The sequence below is a fragment of the Peribacillus sp. 05N428 genome (genome assembly GCF_056397085.1).
The window spans coordinates 1-15,092 of sequence record NZ_JBFTMS010000031.1; the positions used below are offsets into that span (position 1 = coordinate 1).

A 15,092-nucleotide genomic window follows, 5' to 3' on the forward strand; every position below is an offset into this window, starting at 1 on the left:
ATGTATTAGGCACGCCGCCAGCGTTCGTCCTGAGCCAGGATCAAACTCTCCGAAGAAATGTTTGACTTGCTCATTTGCTTTTTTGATAGTGTGTGCTCACTTAAAATTTAACGTTGGCGCTTTGTTTTGTTCAGTTTTCAAAGAGCAATGTCTTTCGGAACAGCTTATTTATAATAACATTTCCTTTACTCTGAGTCAACAACTTTTTTAAAAACTTTTTAAAGTTTGTAATCTGTTTGCAACTCGTTCGTAACGACAGATATAAATATAACACCATTACGTTAACTGTGCAATACCTTTTATAAAGTTTTTTTGAGATAATGTTGTTTTTCTTTCAAACCCTAGAATTCGTACTATATAAAAGATATGAAATTATAATTAAAAAACAAAAACCGAATTGGACTTACCAGGATCAGAGGTTGCCCCCAATGATCCCAGCCATCCGAATTCGGCATGCAATCAAAACTCATTTTACTTATATTAGCGATGTCTCATTAAAGGGAATAGCAGGACGTCACGTATGGAAGGAGAATTGGTCAATAGCATAACCAAACGGTCAACACCAATTCCGAGTCCGCCAGTAGGCGGCATTCCGTACTCTAACGCCTCCAGGAAATCTTCATCCATTTCATGAGCTTCATCATTACCTTGCTCTCGTTCTTTTAATTGAGCTTCAAAGCGTTGACGTTGATCAATCGGGTCATTAAGTTCAGTGAACGCATTTGCATGCTCCCTACCTACAATGAATAACTCAAAACGATCTGTGAAACGGGAATCTTCCGGATTTTTCTTTGCTAAAGGAGAGATTTCCACTGGATGTCCATAGATGAATGTAGGTTGAATTAACTTATCTTCCACCTTTTGTTCAAAGAATTCATTTACGATATGGCCAAATTCCATGGATTCCTTAATTTCAATCCCATTTTCTTTAGCAAGCTGCTGGGCTTCTTCTTTACTCATTTCATTCCAGAAGTCCACACCGGTATATTCTTTTACAGCGTCAACCATGTGAAGTCGTTTCCATTCCGGTTTTAACTCTATCTCATACTCCCCATACTGGATGGTAGTCGTGCCCAGAACTTCCTGAGCAATATGGGCAATCAGGTTTTCCGTTAAACTCATGATATCTTGGTAATCCGCATAAGCCTCGTATAATTCAATCAATGTGAATTCAGGGTTGTGTCTTGTGGATACCCCTTCATTTCTGAAAACCCGGCCAATTTCATAAACTTTCTCCAATCCGCCAACGATCAAGCGTTTTAGATGAAGTTCAATGGCAATCCTTAAATTCAAAGGCATATCCAAAGCATTATGGTGAGTAAGGAATGGGCGTGCAGCTGCTCCACCAGCAACAGAGTGCAATAGCGGCGTCTCCACTTCAAGGTACCCATGATCATCCAAATACCTTCTCATGGCTTGTACAATGCGACTGCGCATGATCAACGTATTTTTGCTTTCCTCATTTGTAATTAAATCGACATAACGTTTCCGGTAACGCTCTTCAACATCCTTTAGGCCATGAAATTTATCAGGCAACGGGCGAAGCGCTTTAGCAAGGAAAACATATTCTTTAGCTTTAATGGAAAGTTCCCCGACTTTAGTTTTGAAAATAACGCCAGTTACTCCTACGATGTCGCCAAGATCCGTTTGATTGAAAATTTGGTAAGAATCTTCACCTATGTTATCTAAACGGACGTAGATTTGGATTTGACCGCTAATATCCTGGATATGGGCAAATCCCGCTTTCCCTTTTCCTCGCTTCGTCATGACACGGCCAGCGATCGTAACTTCAATTTCTTTTTCTTCAAGATCTTCCTTTTCTAATTCACCATAAGCACTGATTATCTCTTGAGTGTTATGTGTGCGCTCGAATCTGCTCCCGAAAGGGTCTTGTCCATTATCCATCATAGCCTGCATTTTATCGCGCCTTACCTGCAGTTGGTCATTCAATTCTTCATGACTCACGAAAATCATCTCCATCTTTATTAATAAATGCTTTATATAATTAATCAGAAATTCTTTTGCATACATATTTATTCTTACATAAAGTTAAGGAATTCAACAGCTTTTTATCATAAAACATTGTTTATGTACATATAAAAACTGCCAGGATTACTGGCAGTTAAGATAAGCGTATTATAGGAAAATAGGAAGGTGATGTCAAATTCAGACCATTTGGATATTTTGTTGCTTCGCTTCCACTTCATCAACAAGTCCATAGAGAAGCTTCACAACATCTTCCCTTGTTTCACAATCATTAATTCCTTTGCGAGCCGTAGCATTCCCTTTAACACCCTTTAAATACCAAGAAGCATGCTTACGCATTTCGCGAACGGCGACATTTTCATTTTTCAACGCAATCAGACGATCCATATGAAGCACGCAAACATCCATCTTTTCACGAACTGAAGGCTCATCCATCAGTTGACCGGTTTCAAGATATTTTACAGTCCGGTAAATCATCCACGGGTTACCTAGAGCTGCACGGCCGATCATGACTCCATCAACACCCGTTTCCTTCAGCATTCTTTCCGCATCCTGTGGAGTTTCCACATCACCGTTACCGATAAGGGGAATATTAATCGATTTCTTCACTTCACGTATGATGTCCCAGTTAGCTTTTCCTTCATACATTTGAACACGTGTTCTGCCATGCATGGAAACAGCTTTACCACCTGCGCGTTCAACAGCCTGAGCATTTTGAATCGCAAAAACGTGTTCATCATCCCAGCCTATGCGCATTTTTACCGTTACCGGCTTTTCAACAGCATCAACCACCGCTGAAACCATCTCATAAATTTTGTTTGGATCGAGAAGCCACTTGGCACCCGCATCACATTTAGTGATTTTAGGGACAGGACAGCCCATGTTGATATCGATGATGTCAGCAGTTGTATTTTTATCTACAAATTGCGCAGCTTCAACCAAAGATTTCTTCTCACCGCCAAAGATTTGCAAACTTAACGGCTTTTCTCTTTCATCTATATAAAGCATATTCATCGTTCTAGCATTTTTAAGAACGATTCCCTTGTCACTGACCATCTCCGCACAAACAAGACCAGCTCCAAATTCCTTGACAGTCAAGCGGAATGCCGAGTTACAGACTCCCGCCATCGGTGCTAGCACTACCTGGTTCTTCATTTCTATATCGCCTATTCTTAACACCTTGTGACCCCCTATAACATTCTTTCATTTATCCTCAGGTGGCTGAAGCTCCTCAATGGAAATATGAAGAATTTCCGCCACTTCCAGTAAAAATGCTTCTGAAGGGTTACGGTTCCCTCGTTCAACTTCTCCCAGCAAGGAAACGGAAACACCTATCTCCCTCGCAAACCCTTCCTGGGTATAACCCTTTAACTTTCGAAAAGCGCGAATACGCCTTCCCCATTTTTCACCTTCCATAATCGAACTCCTTCTTTATCCGAAATCTGTTCAAGCAGGTCGCTCAAAGGTGCATGCATTTGCGGAAGTGATATATCTGGGTCCACTTCCATTAAAGGCACGATAACAAAAGCCCTCTCGTGCATACGAGGGTGCGGGACTGAAAGAATCTCTGTCTCAATATTTTCATGATTATATAACAAAATGTCAAGGTCTAAAGTACGAGGACCCCACCTAATTTCCCTTTTTCTCCCTAAATCCTGTTCAATTTTCATACAAGCGTGAAGTAATTGTTCGGCTTCTAAATCGGTTTTCACTTTAAGGACAGCATTTAAAAAACAGTCCTGGTCTTCATATCCTATCGGGTCCGTTTCATAAAATGAGGAGCATGACACCAATTTGATATGCGGGCTTTCAGACAATAATTGGAAAGCCTTTCTGAATGTTTCAAGGCGATCACCTAAGTTCGACCCTATTGAAAGGTAAGCAATATTTCTCACAATCAGCGTCCCCTTACAATCTCTATAGCAACCGAATCATAGTGACCTGCTATTGGAGGATCTGGTTTATAAACCTTGACGGTGCATGTCTCGATGGAAGAATATTTATTAAGCAGTTCAGAGGCGATTTTTTCAGCGACAGCTTCCACTAACTTAAAAGGTTCTCCCTCAACAACATTTTTACACACTTCATATAACTCGCCATAGTTGATTGAGTCTTCAAGGTTGTCACTCTTTCCTGCCTTGGCTAAATCAGTCTGGACGATTAAATCCACTTTAAATCGCTGACCAAGCTTCGTTTCTTCCGGAAAAACTCCATGATAACCGTAAAACTCCATTTTATTCACATATATCTTATCCATATCATTCACCTTTTCCTAAAAGAGCATCCATCATCTTTGCAGTCCGTGCCATTTCCTTCACATCATGTACGCGAACCATTTGACAGCCTTGTTGAATGCCATGACAGATTGTGGCGGCCGTTCCTTCCATTCGCTCACTAGGCGGCAGGTCCAGAACATGTCCAATCATGGACTTTCTTGATGTGGCTAACAGAACTGGATAACCTAACGATACCAGCTTATCAAGATTCCTCATCATTTCTAAATTTAACTTTAAATCTTTCGCAAAGCCAATTCCTGGATCGAGTATGATGTTTTCATCCTTGACACCTGCATCCTTCACCAACATGATGCTTTCGAATAAATCTTGAAGTACATCCCGAACAAAATGTCCATATTCCATATTACCCCTGTTATGCATCAAGATGATCGGCACCTTATATTCCGCAGCAACCTTCGACATCAAGGAATCGGCTTTACCTCCCCAAATGTCATTTAATATATGGGCTCCTGCTTTTACCGCCGCTTCCGCCACTCTTGATTTATACGTATCGACCGATATTGGAACCTCAATATTACGGGATATGGCCTCTATAATCGGGGCGACTCTCTCTATCTCCTCTTCCTCCGATATCCTCTCATAATTAGGTCGGGTGGACTCTCCGCCTACATCCAATATATCCGCTCCATCGTTGACCATCCGTTCGGCATGCTTCAAAGCAGCATCTATCCGATTATATTTCCCGCCATCCGAAAAGGAGTCCGGGGTAACATTCAAAATCCCCATAATTAAGGTTTTATTGCTGTAATCCAAATCAAATGAACCGCATTTTATTTTTGACGCTCCAGCTAATGACATCCAACGTTCTCCTTCACTTAAAGAAATCTATATATACGAGTTTACCCATTTACACAGGCATAGTGCAAGCTCCATGAAGATTCGGAACATCTCTACAGACATTACTGCAAAAAGAAAAGCAAAGCCCCTAAGGAACTTCGCTTCTCATTTTTAGCGTCTTGTCTTACTCAAAGTTATATAATGGCGTACTTAAGTAGCGTTCACCATTACTTGGTATGATGGCAAGTACCTTTTTGCCTTTTCCCAGTTTGTCAGCCACTTTAATGGCAGCTGCGATTGCACCTCCAGAAGAAATTCCGCCAAGTATTCCTTCTTCTTTTGCTGCGCGGCGTGCATAATCAAAAGATTCCTCTGTATTGACTTGAATGATTTCGTCATAGAGATCTGTATTCAATATACTTGGAATGAAGCCTGCTCCGATTCCTTGGATTTTATGAGGTCCTGGAGTCCCGCCCGATAATACTGGGGAATCCGCAGGTTCAACAGCGTAAATTTTAATGTCAGGGAATTTCTGACGCAGGACTTCACCGGCACCTGTAATGGTTCCGCCAGTACCGATTCCGGCAACGAATGCATCCAGTCCTTCATCTCCAAAAGCTTCAACGATTTCAGGGCCTGTAGTGTTCCGATGTACTTCAGGGTTGGCTTCGTTTTCGAATTGCTGTGGAATGAAGTAACCTTTTTCTTTAGAAAGCTCAGTCGCCTTTGCGATTGCACCCTTCATTCCTTCAGGCCCAGGAGTAAGAACTAATTCTGCGCCATAAGCGCGAAGCAAGTTACGGCGTTCCAAGCTCATCGTCTCCGGCATAACCAGAATTGATTTATAGCCCTTTGCCGCAGCTACCATCGCCAGGCCTATTCCAGTATTTCCGCTTGTAGGTTCAATGATCGTATCACCTGGCTTAAGGGTACCATTTTTTTCTGCCGCTTCGATCATCGCAAGGGCGATACGGTCTTTTACACTGCTGCCTGGGTTAAAATACTCAAGTTTCAAATAAATATCTGCACTGTTTTCATTTTGAAGCTTGTTTAACTTAACAATAGGTGTTTGTCCAATTAAATCGATTACAGAATTAGCTATACGTGCCATTTTCTCCACTCCCTTATCATTTCAATACCGAGTATGTTTATTGGTTTTATAATTTTAAAGTTACCAGTTTTAATAGTTCATTGTCAATGATTATATACTATATTCTAAATTTTCTCACACAACCATTGACCTACTTTTCTTCCTTCAATCCATAAAACCATTCTACATCAAATTCGTCCCAGAAAATTTTCCCTGAGACCGGTGCCTGAATCTGTTCAAGAGCTATTTGGCGGTGAATCTTGTCTTTAACTTCTTCATATTCATATTGCTTGCCCTCTATTCTTTCATGCAGGTAGAGAACGGCCCAGCCATCCTCCGTTTGGATTGCATCACTCCACTTTTTCACCTTCAATTTCTCGGCAGCGGTAATGTATTCCTTGGATACTTGCTCGTTATCCTGTGATATATAACCCATGTCGCCCCCTTGATTGGCAGTAAATTCATCAAGGGACTTTTCCATCGCCAAGACATCAAAGGAGACACCTTTCTCCAGTTCACGTATGACTTGGTCTGCCTGCTTTTTTGTAGACGTGGTAATATGGGAAATATGGAAAGCAGTAGGGATTCTATAGATATCCTTATTATTATCATAATAATTCCGCATTGCCGTTTTGGAAACCGAAACGTCCTTGGTGAGGAGCTTCTCGAGGAGGAGACTCGACTGAATTTCCTGCCTCAATTGATCGTTACTTTTATTAAGGTTCTGACCGGCAGTCCCATACATCGTTTTCATCATTTTAAGTTCCCGATCTAGCTCTTCATCCGAAATTTTCACTTTGTATTTTTCAGCTGCCTGTTTCACTACCTCTTTATCGACCATTTCCTCAAGTACATCTTCCCCATATCTTTTTTCGAGTTCATTCATCCATGCGTCCCGGGAAATATCCTTCGACCCGACCTTCGCGGCCGTTTCTTCCCCTATGACGGTTTTTGAAATGATTAGTGGTTTTATGACAAAGATAATGATAGTCAATAGGTTCAACAAGGCAAGGCCAGCAATAATTGCCCGAAGCTTGTGTTTTGGCAAACCCTTATCCCCCGTACATTATTTTTTGGTTTCCGCTTCCAGTTCCTCAAGTTGTTCCTTAGAGAATTGGTAGGTCTGATTACAAAAATGACAATGCGCCTCCGCTTGTCCGTCTGTCTCAATAATATCCCGAATCTCAGCCTGCCCCAGGCTGATCAATGCATTCGCAATTCTTTCCCTTGAACATTGACAGGAGAACTGGACATCCACTTTTTCTAATATATTCACATTGCCCTCACCTAAAATTTCGGTTAGGATTTCTTCAGGAGTCATGCCGTTTTGAATCATCTTGGAAACTGGAGTAATCGTGCTTAGTCTTTTTTCGATTTTGGAAATCGTATCATCGGATGTACCCGGCATCAACTGAATGATAAATCCGCCCGCTGCAAGGATTGAATTATCCGGATTCACCAGGACCCCAACCCCCACTGAAGAAGGCACCTGTTCGGAAGTAACAAAGTAATAAGTGAAATCTTCACCCAGTTCTCCCGATACAAGCGGTACTTGCCCTGAAAAGTAATCACGAAGACCAATATCTTTCACAACAGTCAACAATCCATCGGTACCCACCGCTTTCCTGACATCCAGCTTACCTTGCTCATTCAAATCAAAGTGGGTTTGCGGATGAGTGACATATCCGCGGACTTCTCCCTTTGCATTGCTGTCGACCAGGATGGATCCAATTGGACCACCGCCCTCGATTTTAATCGTCAGCTTTTCTTCACCTTTTAACATTCCACCCATCATAACGCCTGCCGTCATAGCCCGTCCAAGGGCAGCCGAAGCAGTAGGCCATGTATAATGGCGTCGCTGAGCTTCTCCTACGGTGTCTGTTGTTGAAACAGCATATGCACGAACCTGTCCTTCATAACCTAACGCCTTTATTAGATAATCCTTCATTTATATTGCTCCTTTCATGCTTTATGTTACTTCTTCACTTGCTCACGATTACGTTTATAAATCAGCTGCAACCCCTTCAAGGTCAAAAATGGCTCCACTACGTCAATAACAGTAGACTCGTTAGCAATTAAGGTAGCCAGTCCGCCTGTCGCTATTACCGTTGGTTCTAGATTACTTTGCGCTTTAATTCGATTAACGATTCCTTCTACCTGCCCAACATACCCATACAAAATACCAGCCTGCATGGCGGACACCGTGTTTTTCCCAATAATTCCTTCCGGCCGGCTGATTTCTATTCTCGGAAGTTTGGCTGCCTTTGAATAAAGCGCCTCAGTAGAAATATTTATACCCGGGGCAATGGCTCCGCCTATGTATTGTTTATCCTCATTTATGTAGCAATATGTCGTTGCCGTACCAAAATCCACGATAATGAGAGGGCTTCCATATTCCTGAATGCCAGCAACAGCATTAACGATTCGGTCCGCTCCCACCTCACGGGGATTTTCGTATTTAATATTCAATCCAGTTTTTATTCCAGGTCCAACTATAAGCGGTTTAATTCCAAAGTATTTTTTGCACATGCGTTCAAGTGCAAACATAATTGGCGGAACTACCGAAGAAATAATGATTCCATCAAATTGATCAAACGTAAGACTTTCATGCTGCAGCAAAGACTTTATGATCATTCCATACTCATCTTCTGTCTTATGACGGTTAGTCTCAATTCGCCAATGATATTTTAAAATATCTTCATCGTATACGCCTAATACGGTATTCGTATTCCCAACATCCAATACAAAAATCATCGTTTCATCACTCCGGTAAATTATTCTCCAACATCATACCACACTGTTATTTCCCACGCTATTAGTCGCACTTTTCGAAAAGGTATCCCAGGAACTTTATCATAATTAATTTAAGAGTTAAGAAAAGGGTATTTCCGAGGCGGAAATACCCTTTTGAATTTAGTCGATTAAGACTTTTTATTGTCGTCTTCGTTCGGGAAGGAAAGCGGCTGATCTTGAGGTGCACCTTCTTTGATTGGAGGAGTATTCAATCCTTCCTCCGTTATTTCAAGGTCCTCAGGTCCTCTCTTATCCAATGGATCCAATAGGGCCTCTTTTTCTTCCTTCTTCTTATTGATGTTCACCTTGACATTCTCATCAGTGGTTAAATTCCCATTCAAGGCCGTATAATCCCGATCTGGCAATTTACCATTATGGAATAAACCTTTGATTTGTTCCGCATCAAGTGTTTCCACTTCAAGCAGGGTTTTTGCAACCAAATCAAGTTTTTCACGATTTTCAGTAAGGATTTTCTTACATCTTTCGTATGCTTCCTTGATGATACGTTGAATTTCAAGATCGATTTCATATGCTATTGCATCTGAATAGTTTTGATCATTGTTGAAATCGCGGCCTAGGAAGACCTGACCTTGAGAATTACCGAATTGAAGCGGTCCGAGCTTACTCATTCCATATTCCATAACCATGCTACGAGCTATGCCCGTTGCACGCTGGAAGTCGTTATGCGCACCGGTACTCACTTCTCCGAATGTAACTTCTTCGGCTACACGGCCACCCAATAGTCCTACGATTTTATCTTTTAGCTCAGGTTCCGTCATGAAGAAACGATCTTCTTTCGGCAGCATAACTGCATAACCGCCAGCTTGACCACGAGGAACAATCGTAACTTTATGAACGACTTCGGCATCATCCAGAACCAGCCCAATAATGGTATGGCCCGCTTCATGCCACGCTACGATATTTCTTTCCTTTTTGGAAATGACACGGTTTTTCTTGGCAGGTCCGGCGATAACTCGATCAGAAGCTTCATCCAAATCGGACATATCGATCTTCTTCTTATCTTGACGGGCAGCAACAAGAGCCGCTTCATTCAGTAAGTTTTCAAGATCTGCACCAGAAAATCCTGGAGTACGCTGAGCGATCGCTTTCAAATCGACTGTTTCTGCTAATGGTTTATTGCGTGCATGCACTTTCAGCACTTCTTCACGGCCCTTAACATCAGGGCGGCCTACCGTTATTTGACGGTCAAATCGTCCCGGACGCAATAATGCCGGATCCAATACATCAGCACGGTTAGTCGCAGCGATGATTATGATTCCTTCATTACCACCGAAACCATCCATTTCCACCAGTAATTGGTTCAATGTCTGTTCACGTTCATCGTGACCGCCACCTAGACCTGCGCCACGTTGACGACCGACTGCATCAATTTCATCGATGAAGATGATACATGGTGCATTCTTTTTAGCATTTTCAAACAAATCACGAACACGGGATGCACCGACACCCACAAACATTTCAACAAAATCAGAACCACTGATTGAGAAGAAAGGAGTTCCGGCTTCACCAGCTACTGCTCGTGCAAGTAAAGTTTTACCTGTACCAGGAGGCCCAACTAAAAGTACCCCTTTAGGAATACGGGCTCCAAGCTCGGCATATTTGCGAGGATCTTTCAAGAATTCAACGACCTCGACAAGTTCCTGCTTTTCTTCGTCCGCCCCGGCAACATCATTGAAGCGAACTTTTTTCTTATCATCATTATACAATTTCGCCTTACTTTTCCCGAAGTTCATGACGCGGCCACCACCGCCGCCCTGAGCTTGGTTAAGTAAAAAGAAGAAGAGGATAAAAATGATTACAAATGGAATGATGGAAGTGAAAAATGTCACCCAGCCACTTGTTTTTTCTGGAGGTTCCACAGTGATGATGTCCTTATCCAACTTGGTTACGGCATCATTTATCCGACTTTGCGAATATTCACTGAAAGGCACGTACGTCACAAAGAATTTGTTTTCCTCATAACCTTTGAGCTTTCCTGTGATTTCAAATACACTGCTTTCGGGCTGCATCGTCAGTGCAGTAACGTCCCCATTCTCCAAATGCTTATAGAATTCATCTTGGGTCATTTTCTCCGTTGGTTCATTGTTATTATTAAAAATGCTTACAATCCCAATGATGACCAAAAAGATCAGTAAATAAAATATGGTATTACGGAAGATCCGATTCATCCCTTACCTCCTCCCACGGGTAAACAAACTATAGTAAATACTATCATACAAAATTAATGAATTACAATAATTTAACACCGCTGTTTTTATCTGGTCTTCCCTTTCAAACAGGTACGATTAATTCGAGTAAATTTCAGGCTTCAATATGCCGATATACGGGAGATTACGATACTTTTCCGCAAAATCAAGACCATATCCGACAACAAATGCATCCGGAACGATGAACCCGGCATAGTCCGGAGTGATATCCGCTTTCCTGCCTGTTGGTTTATCCAATAAAGTAACGATTTTAATTGATTTTGCTTTTCGATAACGGAAAAGTTCCGCAAGATAGCTAAGAGTCAAACCGCTGTCGATAATATCTTCGATGATTAAAATATCCCGGCCTTCAACCGATGTATCAAGATCCTTGATGATTTTCACTTCACCGGAAGATACAGTGGAGTTACCATAGCTCGAAACATCCATAAAGTCCATTTCAAGATGTGTATCCACACGTTTCAGTAAATCTGACATAAATGGCATGGCGCCTTTCAGCACTCCGATGGCCAACGGGAACTTACCTTGGTAATCAGCTTCAAGCTGCGCACCCAATTCCCTTATTTTCAATTGAAGTTCTTCCTCTGTTATTAAAACTTTTTCAATGTCGTTTTGCATGGTCATTGTAATTATTGCCCCCCATGAAGAATTAAGCTTTTTTATATTCTAAGTAAATTAAAGATTTTTCATCAGAAATTATATCCGGCTCAATATTCGACTTCTTTAAACCAGGCAGCCAAATCGCCGTACCCGTTTGATCGATGATGACCGGCCACACATTTCTTTCTAGCATCGGGATCTTTTCATTAATAAAAATATCCTTTAACTTTTTAGTTCCACCTAATCCCTTGACGGCCATCCGTTCGCCTTCATTCCTGGTTCGGACTGTAAGCGGAAACTGAACAGCTGATTCGGGAAGAATAAAAGAATGATTTCCCCTAAGTACCGGAATTTCTTCTTTTATATAGTGCGCTTTAATCTTATATCCATTCGGAAGAATAGTCTCACCGGGAATTTGTAATTTCAGGGAATATTCACGGCTTTTTTGCCGGAAAAATCTAAACGTGCAAGTTTGATATGATTTTTCCGCAATAAGGCCCTCCGGAAGATGCAATTCTGCAGATGGTTGAGGATTCAAAAACAAAACTAAAAGTTGGTCAATATGTAATGCCGAAAGCGATGAAGGTCTCTCCAAATAAAGATAGTTTAATATTAGTTGAATCGCCCTTCTTTGTAAAGGTTTAGGCATCGCGAGAACCTTATCAATCTGAATAACCGCTTGATCTTTATCCTGCTGGATCCAAACCTCGGACATTTTGCTTGAAACCAGGTTCAAAAAAAACTCTTCATCTTCATATAGCTCTTCACTGAATCGTTGAAAATGCTCATGAACCTTTCTATTTTCTTTCTTTAAAAACGGAAGAACTTCATGTCTAAAACGATTTCTTGCATAGACACCCGTTTCATTGCTCGGATCAAACCTTGGTTCAATATCATGGAGGCCTGCATATTCGATTATTTGGCTTTTCGTGATTTCAAGAAAAGGCCTGATCAGATTCCCTGTATGAAAACGTCTCTTTATGGGAATACCCGCTCTTGCCTTGCCTGTCGCCCCTCTTGTTAAACGCATGAGCATCGTTTCTATTTGATCATCTCCATGATGCCCCAGGACAAGCGTGGAGGCTTGATGCTTATCCATGACTTCCTCATAGAAAGCAAAACGCAGCTTTCTTGACGTTATTTGTGAACTTTCCCCCGTCTGCTCCATCCGGGCAGGAACATCGATCCTTTTTCCCTCAAAGGTAATGCCCCACCGTTCACAAATATGCTCGACATATTTATAATCCCCATAGGATTCTTCACCACGAAACATATGGTCAACACTTGCTACGATCATCTCGTAATGAAAAAGAGGCTGAATTTCCTTAAGGATATGGAGAAGCACCAGCGAGTCCGGTCCTCCGGAAACGCCTATTAGCAACTTCGAGTTTTCCTTAATCAATTCGTTTCTATAAATGGTGCTCAGAACTTTTTCCTTTAACATACAATCTTCCTTCTTTATGGACAGGCATTAGTTTTATACGATTCAATCATGAAATGGTTTCAACCATTTCATGGCATTCACCTAATAACTATATCATAACAACTGTTCATATATGTAAAGAACATAGAGCATCGATATGATGGCAACCAGCAAAAACGTTTCAAAAAAACCGCCGCTTTTCTTTTTTGATTGGTTTTGGGACCTTCTTGCTTGTCTTGTTGAAGGTTGCGCGGTTTGCTGCTGACCCGTCGCTGTCTGGTTCGGGCCCTTTTTCTTCGAATGATTTTGCTTACTTAGCACAGTGACCAGATCCTCCCGCATTTGGACGGCTGAATCATACTGCCCGTGGAGCGCCTTATCCAACATCTTCCTGTATGGATGCAATTCCTTTTTCTGCTTAATCAAGTCGTTAAGCTGTTTATACCCCTCCCCTTTCTTCTGGAAACGTCCGGGATAGGCAGAATTGATTATAATCATCGCCACAGCGAACAAGTCATATTGCGGATCGGCCTTTCTTGATCCAAGTCCCCAGTACCCCCTGTCAAAGAACTCGGTGAATTCTTTAACAGACCGCCCGATCAAGGTGGTTCCGCCAACATCCACGCACCGAACCTTATAGGCTGGTGATGTCACGATCAAGTTCTCGGGTTTCAAATCACCGAACACCCAGCCATTGGAGTGCAAGGCAGACAAGCTTGTTAAAAGCTGAAGCATCAAGACTCCAATCCATGACGACCCTTTCTTATCGATGAAACGCAAAAAATCGTGTCCATGGATATATTCCATGACATAAAAAGGGAGCTGCTTTCCTGTTTTTATGAAATCATCCGCTTCCAAAAAGGAAGGTCCAAGGGTAGACCCCTGGACCTTTGAAAAGGATTTTAGGATATTCATCTCCGAAATAATGGACGTCCCATTATCACTGAGCTTTAAAGCATAATGACGATTTCCGCTTTCAACCAAATAAACGATCCCGTTCGCTCCACACCCCAATTCCTTAATTATTTTGTACTGGTTTTTATTCCATTTTCCAGTGACCAAACTGCCAGGAAGAAGGTTACATTGATTCCTCAAAGTATTGTTCATCATCATGTGATAACAATCCCCTCAATGAACGTTTTTTGTTGAAATGAGTTAAAGCTTCACGAATGGCTGGACCTGTCGGAGTGAGTCCCCCTGTACTAAGCTTAGGAAAAGTTGCCGTCAAGGCTTCGAGGTTCGGGGTCCAATCCAGCAACTTTTCAACGTCATTTCTTTTCCCAGGAAATACGAATACGGAAAAACGGCTGTCACCCATCCTTGCATTCATACTAAGGGAAAGATCTAATAAGGAATCTTTTACTGTAGGCAGTTTATGTTTCATGCTTGCACTGGTGTCAACAAGAATCAGTACTTCGAGCTTGCTTGTTTCCCCAAGCTCATCGACCACCTCCATCACTTCTCCCCGTTTATCCGGCGGAAGATCCTCCATCGTTTTTGAATCTCCGAGTATTTGTTGAAGTTCACGATTGATGACTCCCTGTATCGTTTGAGTCATCGCCTTTTGTGTCACCATCTGGACGGTTTGGGACAACTGCTGCGAATAGACTACTTGACTTACGCCACCTCCTGAACCAGCAATCTTCTCGATTTCCTTAAGTCCCTTTTCATCTATCACATCATTTTCCATTACACCTATGACATTGATGGTTATGCCTTGCTCCCTTGCTAATTCAGCCATGGCAGACGGCTCCTCACCATGATTTGAACATCCGTCGGTTATAAGCAAAATCTGTCTTAATGTTCCTGCTTTCATGTTTTGCTCTCCCTTCCTATCAATTTGTTACCATAATTGACTAAAAAAGGGGAATTTATACGCAATAGACATTACATCAAGT

General features: G+C 41.8%; 15 protein-coding genes. All 15 read right to left on the reverse strand.

The features are described from left to right. Window positions 1-480: 480 nt before the first annotated feature. Window positions 481-1,974: a lysine--tRNA ligase gene (gene lysS, locus AC1DIV_RS22175; RefSeq protein ID WP_161798638.1), complete on the reverse strand. Its 1,494-nt coding sequence runs from the start codon at window positions 1,972-1,974 to the stop codon at window positions 481-483. A 192-nt stretch (window positions 1,975-2,166) separates the two neighbouring features. Then, window positions 2,167-3,165, reverse strand: a complete 999-nt coding sequence (dusB, locus tag AC1DIV_RS22180; protein ID WP_048690049.1) for a tRNA dihydrouridine synthase DusB — start codon at window positions 3,163-3,165, stop codon at window positions 2,167-2,169. A gap of 24 nt (window positions 3,166-3,189) precedes the next feature. After that, window positions 3,190-3,402 carry a helix-turn-helix domain-containing protein gene (locus tag AC1DIV_RS22185; RefSeq protein ID WP_034316283.1) on the reverse strand — a complete coding sequence of 71 codons (213 nt, stop codon included), beginning with the start codon at window positions 3,400-3,402 and terminating at the stop codon, window positions 3,190-3,192. Beyond that, on the reverse strand, window positions 3,354-3,881 hold the full coding sequence (folK, locus tag AC1DIV_RS22190) for a 2-amino-4-hydroxy-6-hydroxymethyldihydropteridine diphosphokinase (protein ID WP_251543752.1): 528 nt from the start codon (window positions 3,879-3,881) through the stop codon (window positions 3,354-3,356). The genes AC1DIV_RS22185 and folK overlap by 49 nt, the downstream gene beginning before the upstream one ends. Window positions 3,882-3,883: 2 nt before the next feature. Then, a complete protein-coding gene (gene folB / locus AC1DIV_RS22195; RefSeq protein ID WP_034316287.1) occupies window positions 3,884-4,243 on the reverse strand; it encodes a dihydroneopterin aldolase in 360 nt (119 codons plus the stop codon). Between the two features lies 1 nt (window position 4,244). Beyond that, a complete protein-coding gene (gene folP / locus AC1DIV_RS22200) occupies window positions 4,245-5,081 on the reverse strand; it encodes a dihydropteroate synthase (RefSeq protein WP_034316288.1) in 837 nt (278 codons plus the stop codon). Window positions 5,082-5,244: 163 nt separating this feature from the next. Next, window positions 5,245-6,171: a cysteine synthase A gene (gene cysK, locus AC1DIV_RS22205; RefSeq protein ID WP_048690037.1), complete on the reverse strand. Its 927-nt coding sequence runs from the start codon at window positions 6,169-6,171 to the stop codon at window positions 5,245-5,247. A gap of 130 nt (window positions 6,172-6,301) precedes the next feature. Beyond that, window positions 6,302-7,198, reverse strand: a complete 897-nt coding sequence (locus AC1DIV_RS22210; RefSeq protein ID WP_048690035.1) for a peptidyl-prolyl cis-trans isomerase — start codon at window positions 7,196-7,198, stop codon at window positions 6,302-6,304. Window positions 7,199-7,216: 18 nt separating this feature from the next. After that, entirely contained in the window at window positions 7,217-8,098 is an 882-nt protein-coding gene (gene hslO / locus AC1DIV_RS22215; protein WP_034316295.1) for an Hsp33 family molecular chaperone HslO, read from the reverse strand. A 26-nt stretch (window positions 8,099-8,124) separates the two neighbouring features. Beyond that, a complete protein-coding gene (locus tag AC1DIV_RS22220) occupies window positions 8,125-8,904 on the reverse strand; it encodes a type III pantothenate kinase (RefSeq protein ID WP_477577418.1) in 780 nt (259 codons plus the stop codon). Between the two features lie 167 nt (window positions 8,905-9,071). After that, window positions 9,072-11,132 (reverse strand): ATP-dependent zinc metalloprotease FtsH, encoded by a 2,061-nt coding sequence (gene ftsH, locus AC1DIV_RS22225; protein WP_081088801.1) that lies wholly within the window; start codon window positions 11,130-11,132, stop codon window positions 9,072-9,074. Window positions 11,133-11,249: 117 nt separating this feature from the next. Continuing rightward, window positions 11,250-11,789 (reverse strand): hypoxanthine phosphoribosyltransferase, encoded by a 540-nt coding sequence (hpt, locus tag AC1DIV_RS22230; RefSeq protein WP_048690059.1) that lies wholly within the window; start codon window positions 11,787-11,789, stop codon window positions 11,250-11,252. 31 nt (window positions 11,790-11,820) lie between these two features. Next, window positions 11,821-13,215 carry a tRNA lysidine(34) synthetase TilS gene (gene tilS, locus AC1DIV_RS22235; protein ID WP_477577420.1) on the reverse strand — a complete coding sequence of 465 codons (1,395 nt, stop codon included), beginning with the start codon at window positions 13,213-13,215 and terminating at the stop codon, window positions 11,821-11,823. A 93-nt stretch (window positions 13,216-13,308) separates the two neighbouring features. Then, window positions 13,309-14,307 (reverse strand): protein kinase domain-containing protein, encoded by a 999-nt coding sequence (locus AC1DIV_RS22240; protein WP_477577422.1) that lies wholly within the window; start codon window positions 14,305-14,307, stop codon window positions 13,309-13,311. Continuing rightward, on the reverse strand, window positions 14,273-15,010 hold the full coding sequence (locus tag AC1DIV_RS22245; protein WP_034316300.1) for a VWA domain-containing protein: 738 nt from the start codon (window positions 15,008-15,010) through the stop codon (window positions 14,273-14,275). The genes AC1DIV_RS22240 and AC1DIV_RS22245 overlap by 35 nt, the downstream gene beginning before the upstream one ends. Between the last annotated feature and the right edge of the window lie 82 nt (window positions 15,011-15,092).

What these genes read in the sequence shown, in the direction of transcription:
- AC1DIV_RS22240 (WP_477577422.1), bottom strand. Translation starts at nt 14,307, where the DNA reads ATGATGATGAACAATACTTTGAGGAATCAATGTAACCTTCTTCCTGGC.
- AC1DIV_RS22220 (WP_477577418.1), bottom strand. Translation starts at nt 8,904, where the DNA reads ATGATTTTTGTATTGGATGTTGGGAATACGAATACCGTATTAGGCGTA.
- AC1DIV_RS22245 (WP_034316300.1), bottom strand. Translation starts at nt 15,010, where the DNA reads ATGAAAGCAGGAACATTAAGACAGATTTTGCTTATAACCGACGGATGT.
- folP (WP_034316288.1), bottom strand. Translation starts at nt 5,081, where the DNA reads ATGTCATTAGCTGGAGCGTCAAAAATAAAATGCGGTTCATTTGATTTG.
- lysS (WP_161798638.1), bottom strand. Translation starts at nt 1,974, where the DNA reads ATGATTTTCGTGAGTCATGAAGAATTGAATGACCAACTGCAGGTAAGG.
- folB (WP_034316287.1), bottom strand. Translation starts at nt 4,243, where the DNA reads ATGGATAAGATATATGTGAATAAAATGGAGTTTTACGGTTATCATGGA.
- hslO (WP_034316295.1), bottom strand. Translation starts at nt 8,098, where the DNA reads ATGAAGGATTATCTAATAAAGGCGTTAGGTTATGAAGGACAGGTTCGT.
- hpt (WP_048690059.1), bottom strand. Translation starts at nt 11,789, where the DNA reads ATGCAAAACGACATTGAAAAAGTTTTAATAACAGAGGAAGAACTTCAA.
- tilS (WP_477577420.1), bottom strand. Translation starts at nt 13,215, where the DNA reads ATGTTAAAGGAAAAAGTTCTGAGCACCATTTATAGAAACGAATTGATT.
- AC1DIV_RS22185 (WP_034316283.1), bottom strand. Translation starts at nt 3,402, where the DNA reads ATGGAAGGTGAAAAATGGGGAAGGCGTATTCGCGCTTTTCGAAAGTTA.
- cysK (WP_048690037.1), bottom strand. Translation starts at nt 6,171, where the DNA reads ATGGCACGTATAGCTAATTCTGTAATCGATTTAATTGGACAAACACCT.
- ftsH (WP_081088801.1), bottom strand. Translation starts at nt 11,132, where the DNA reads ATGAATCGGATCTTCCGTAATACCATATTTTATTTACTGATCTTTTTG.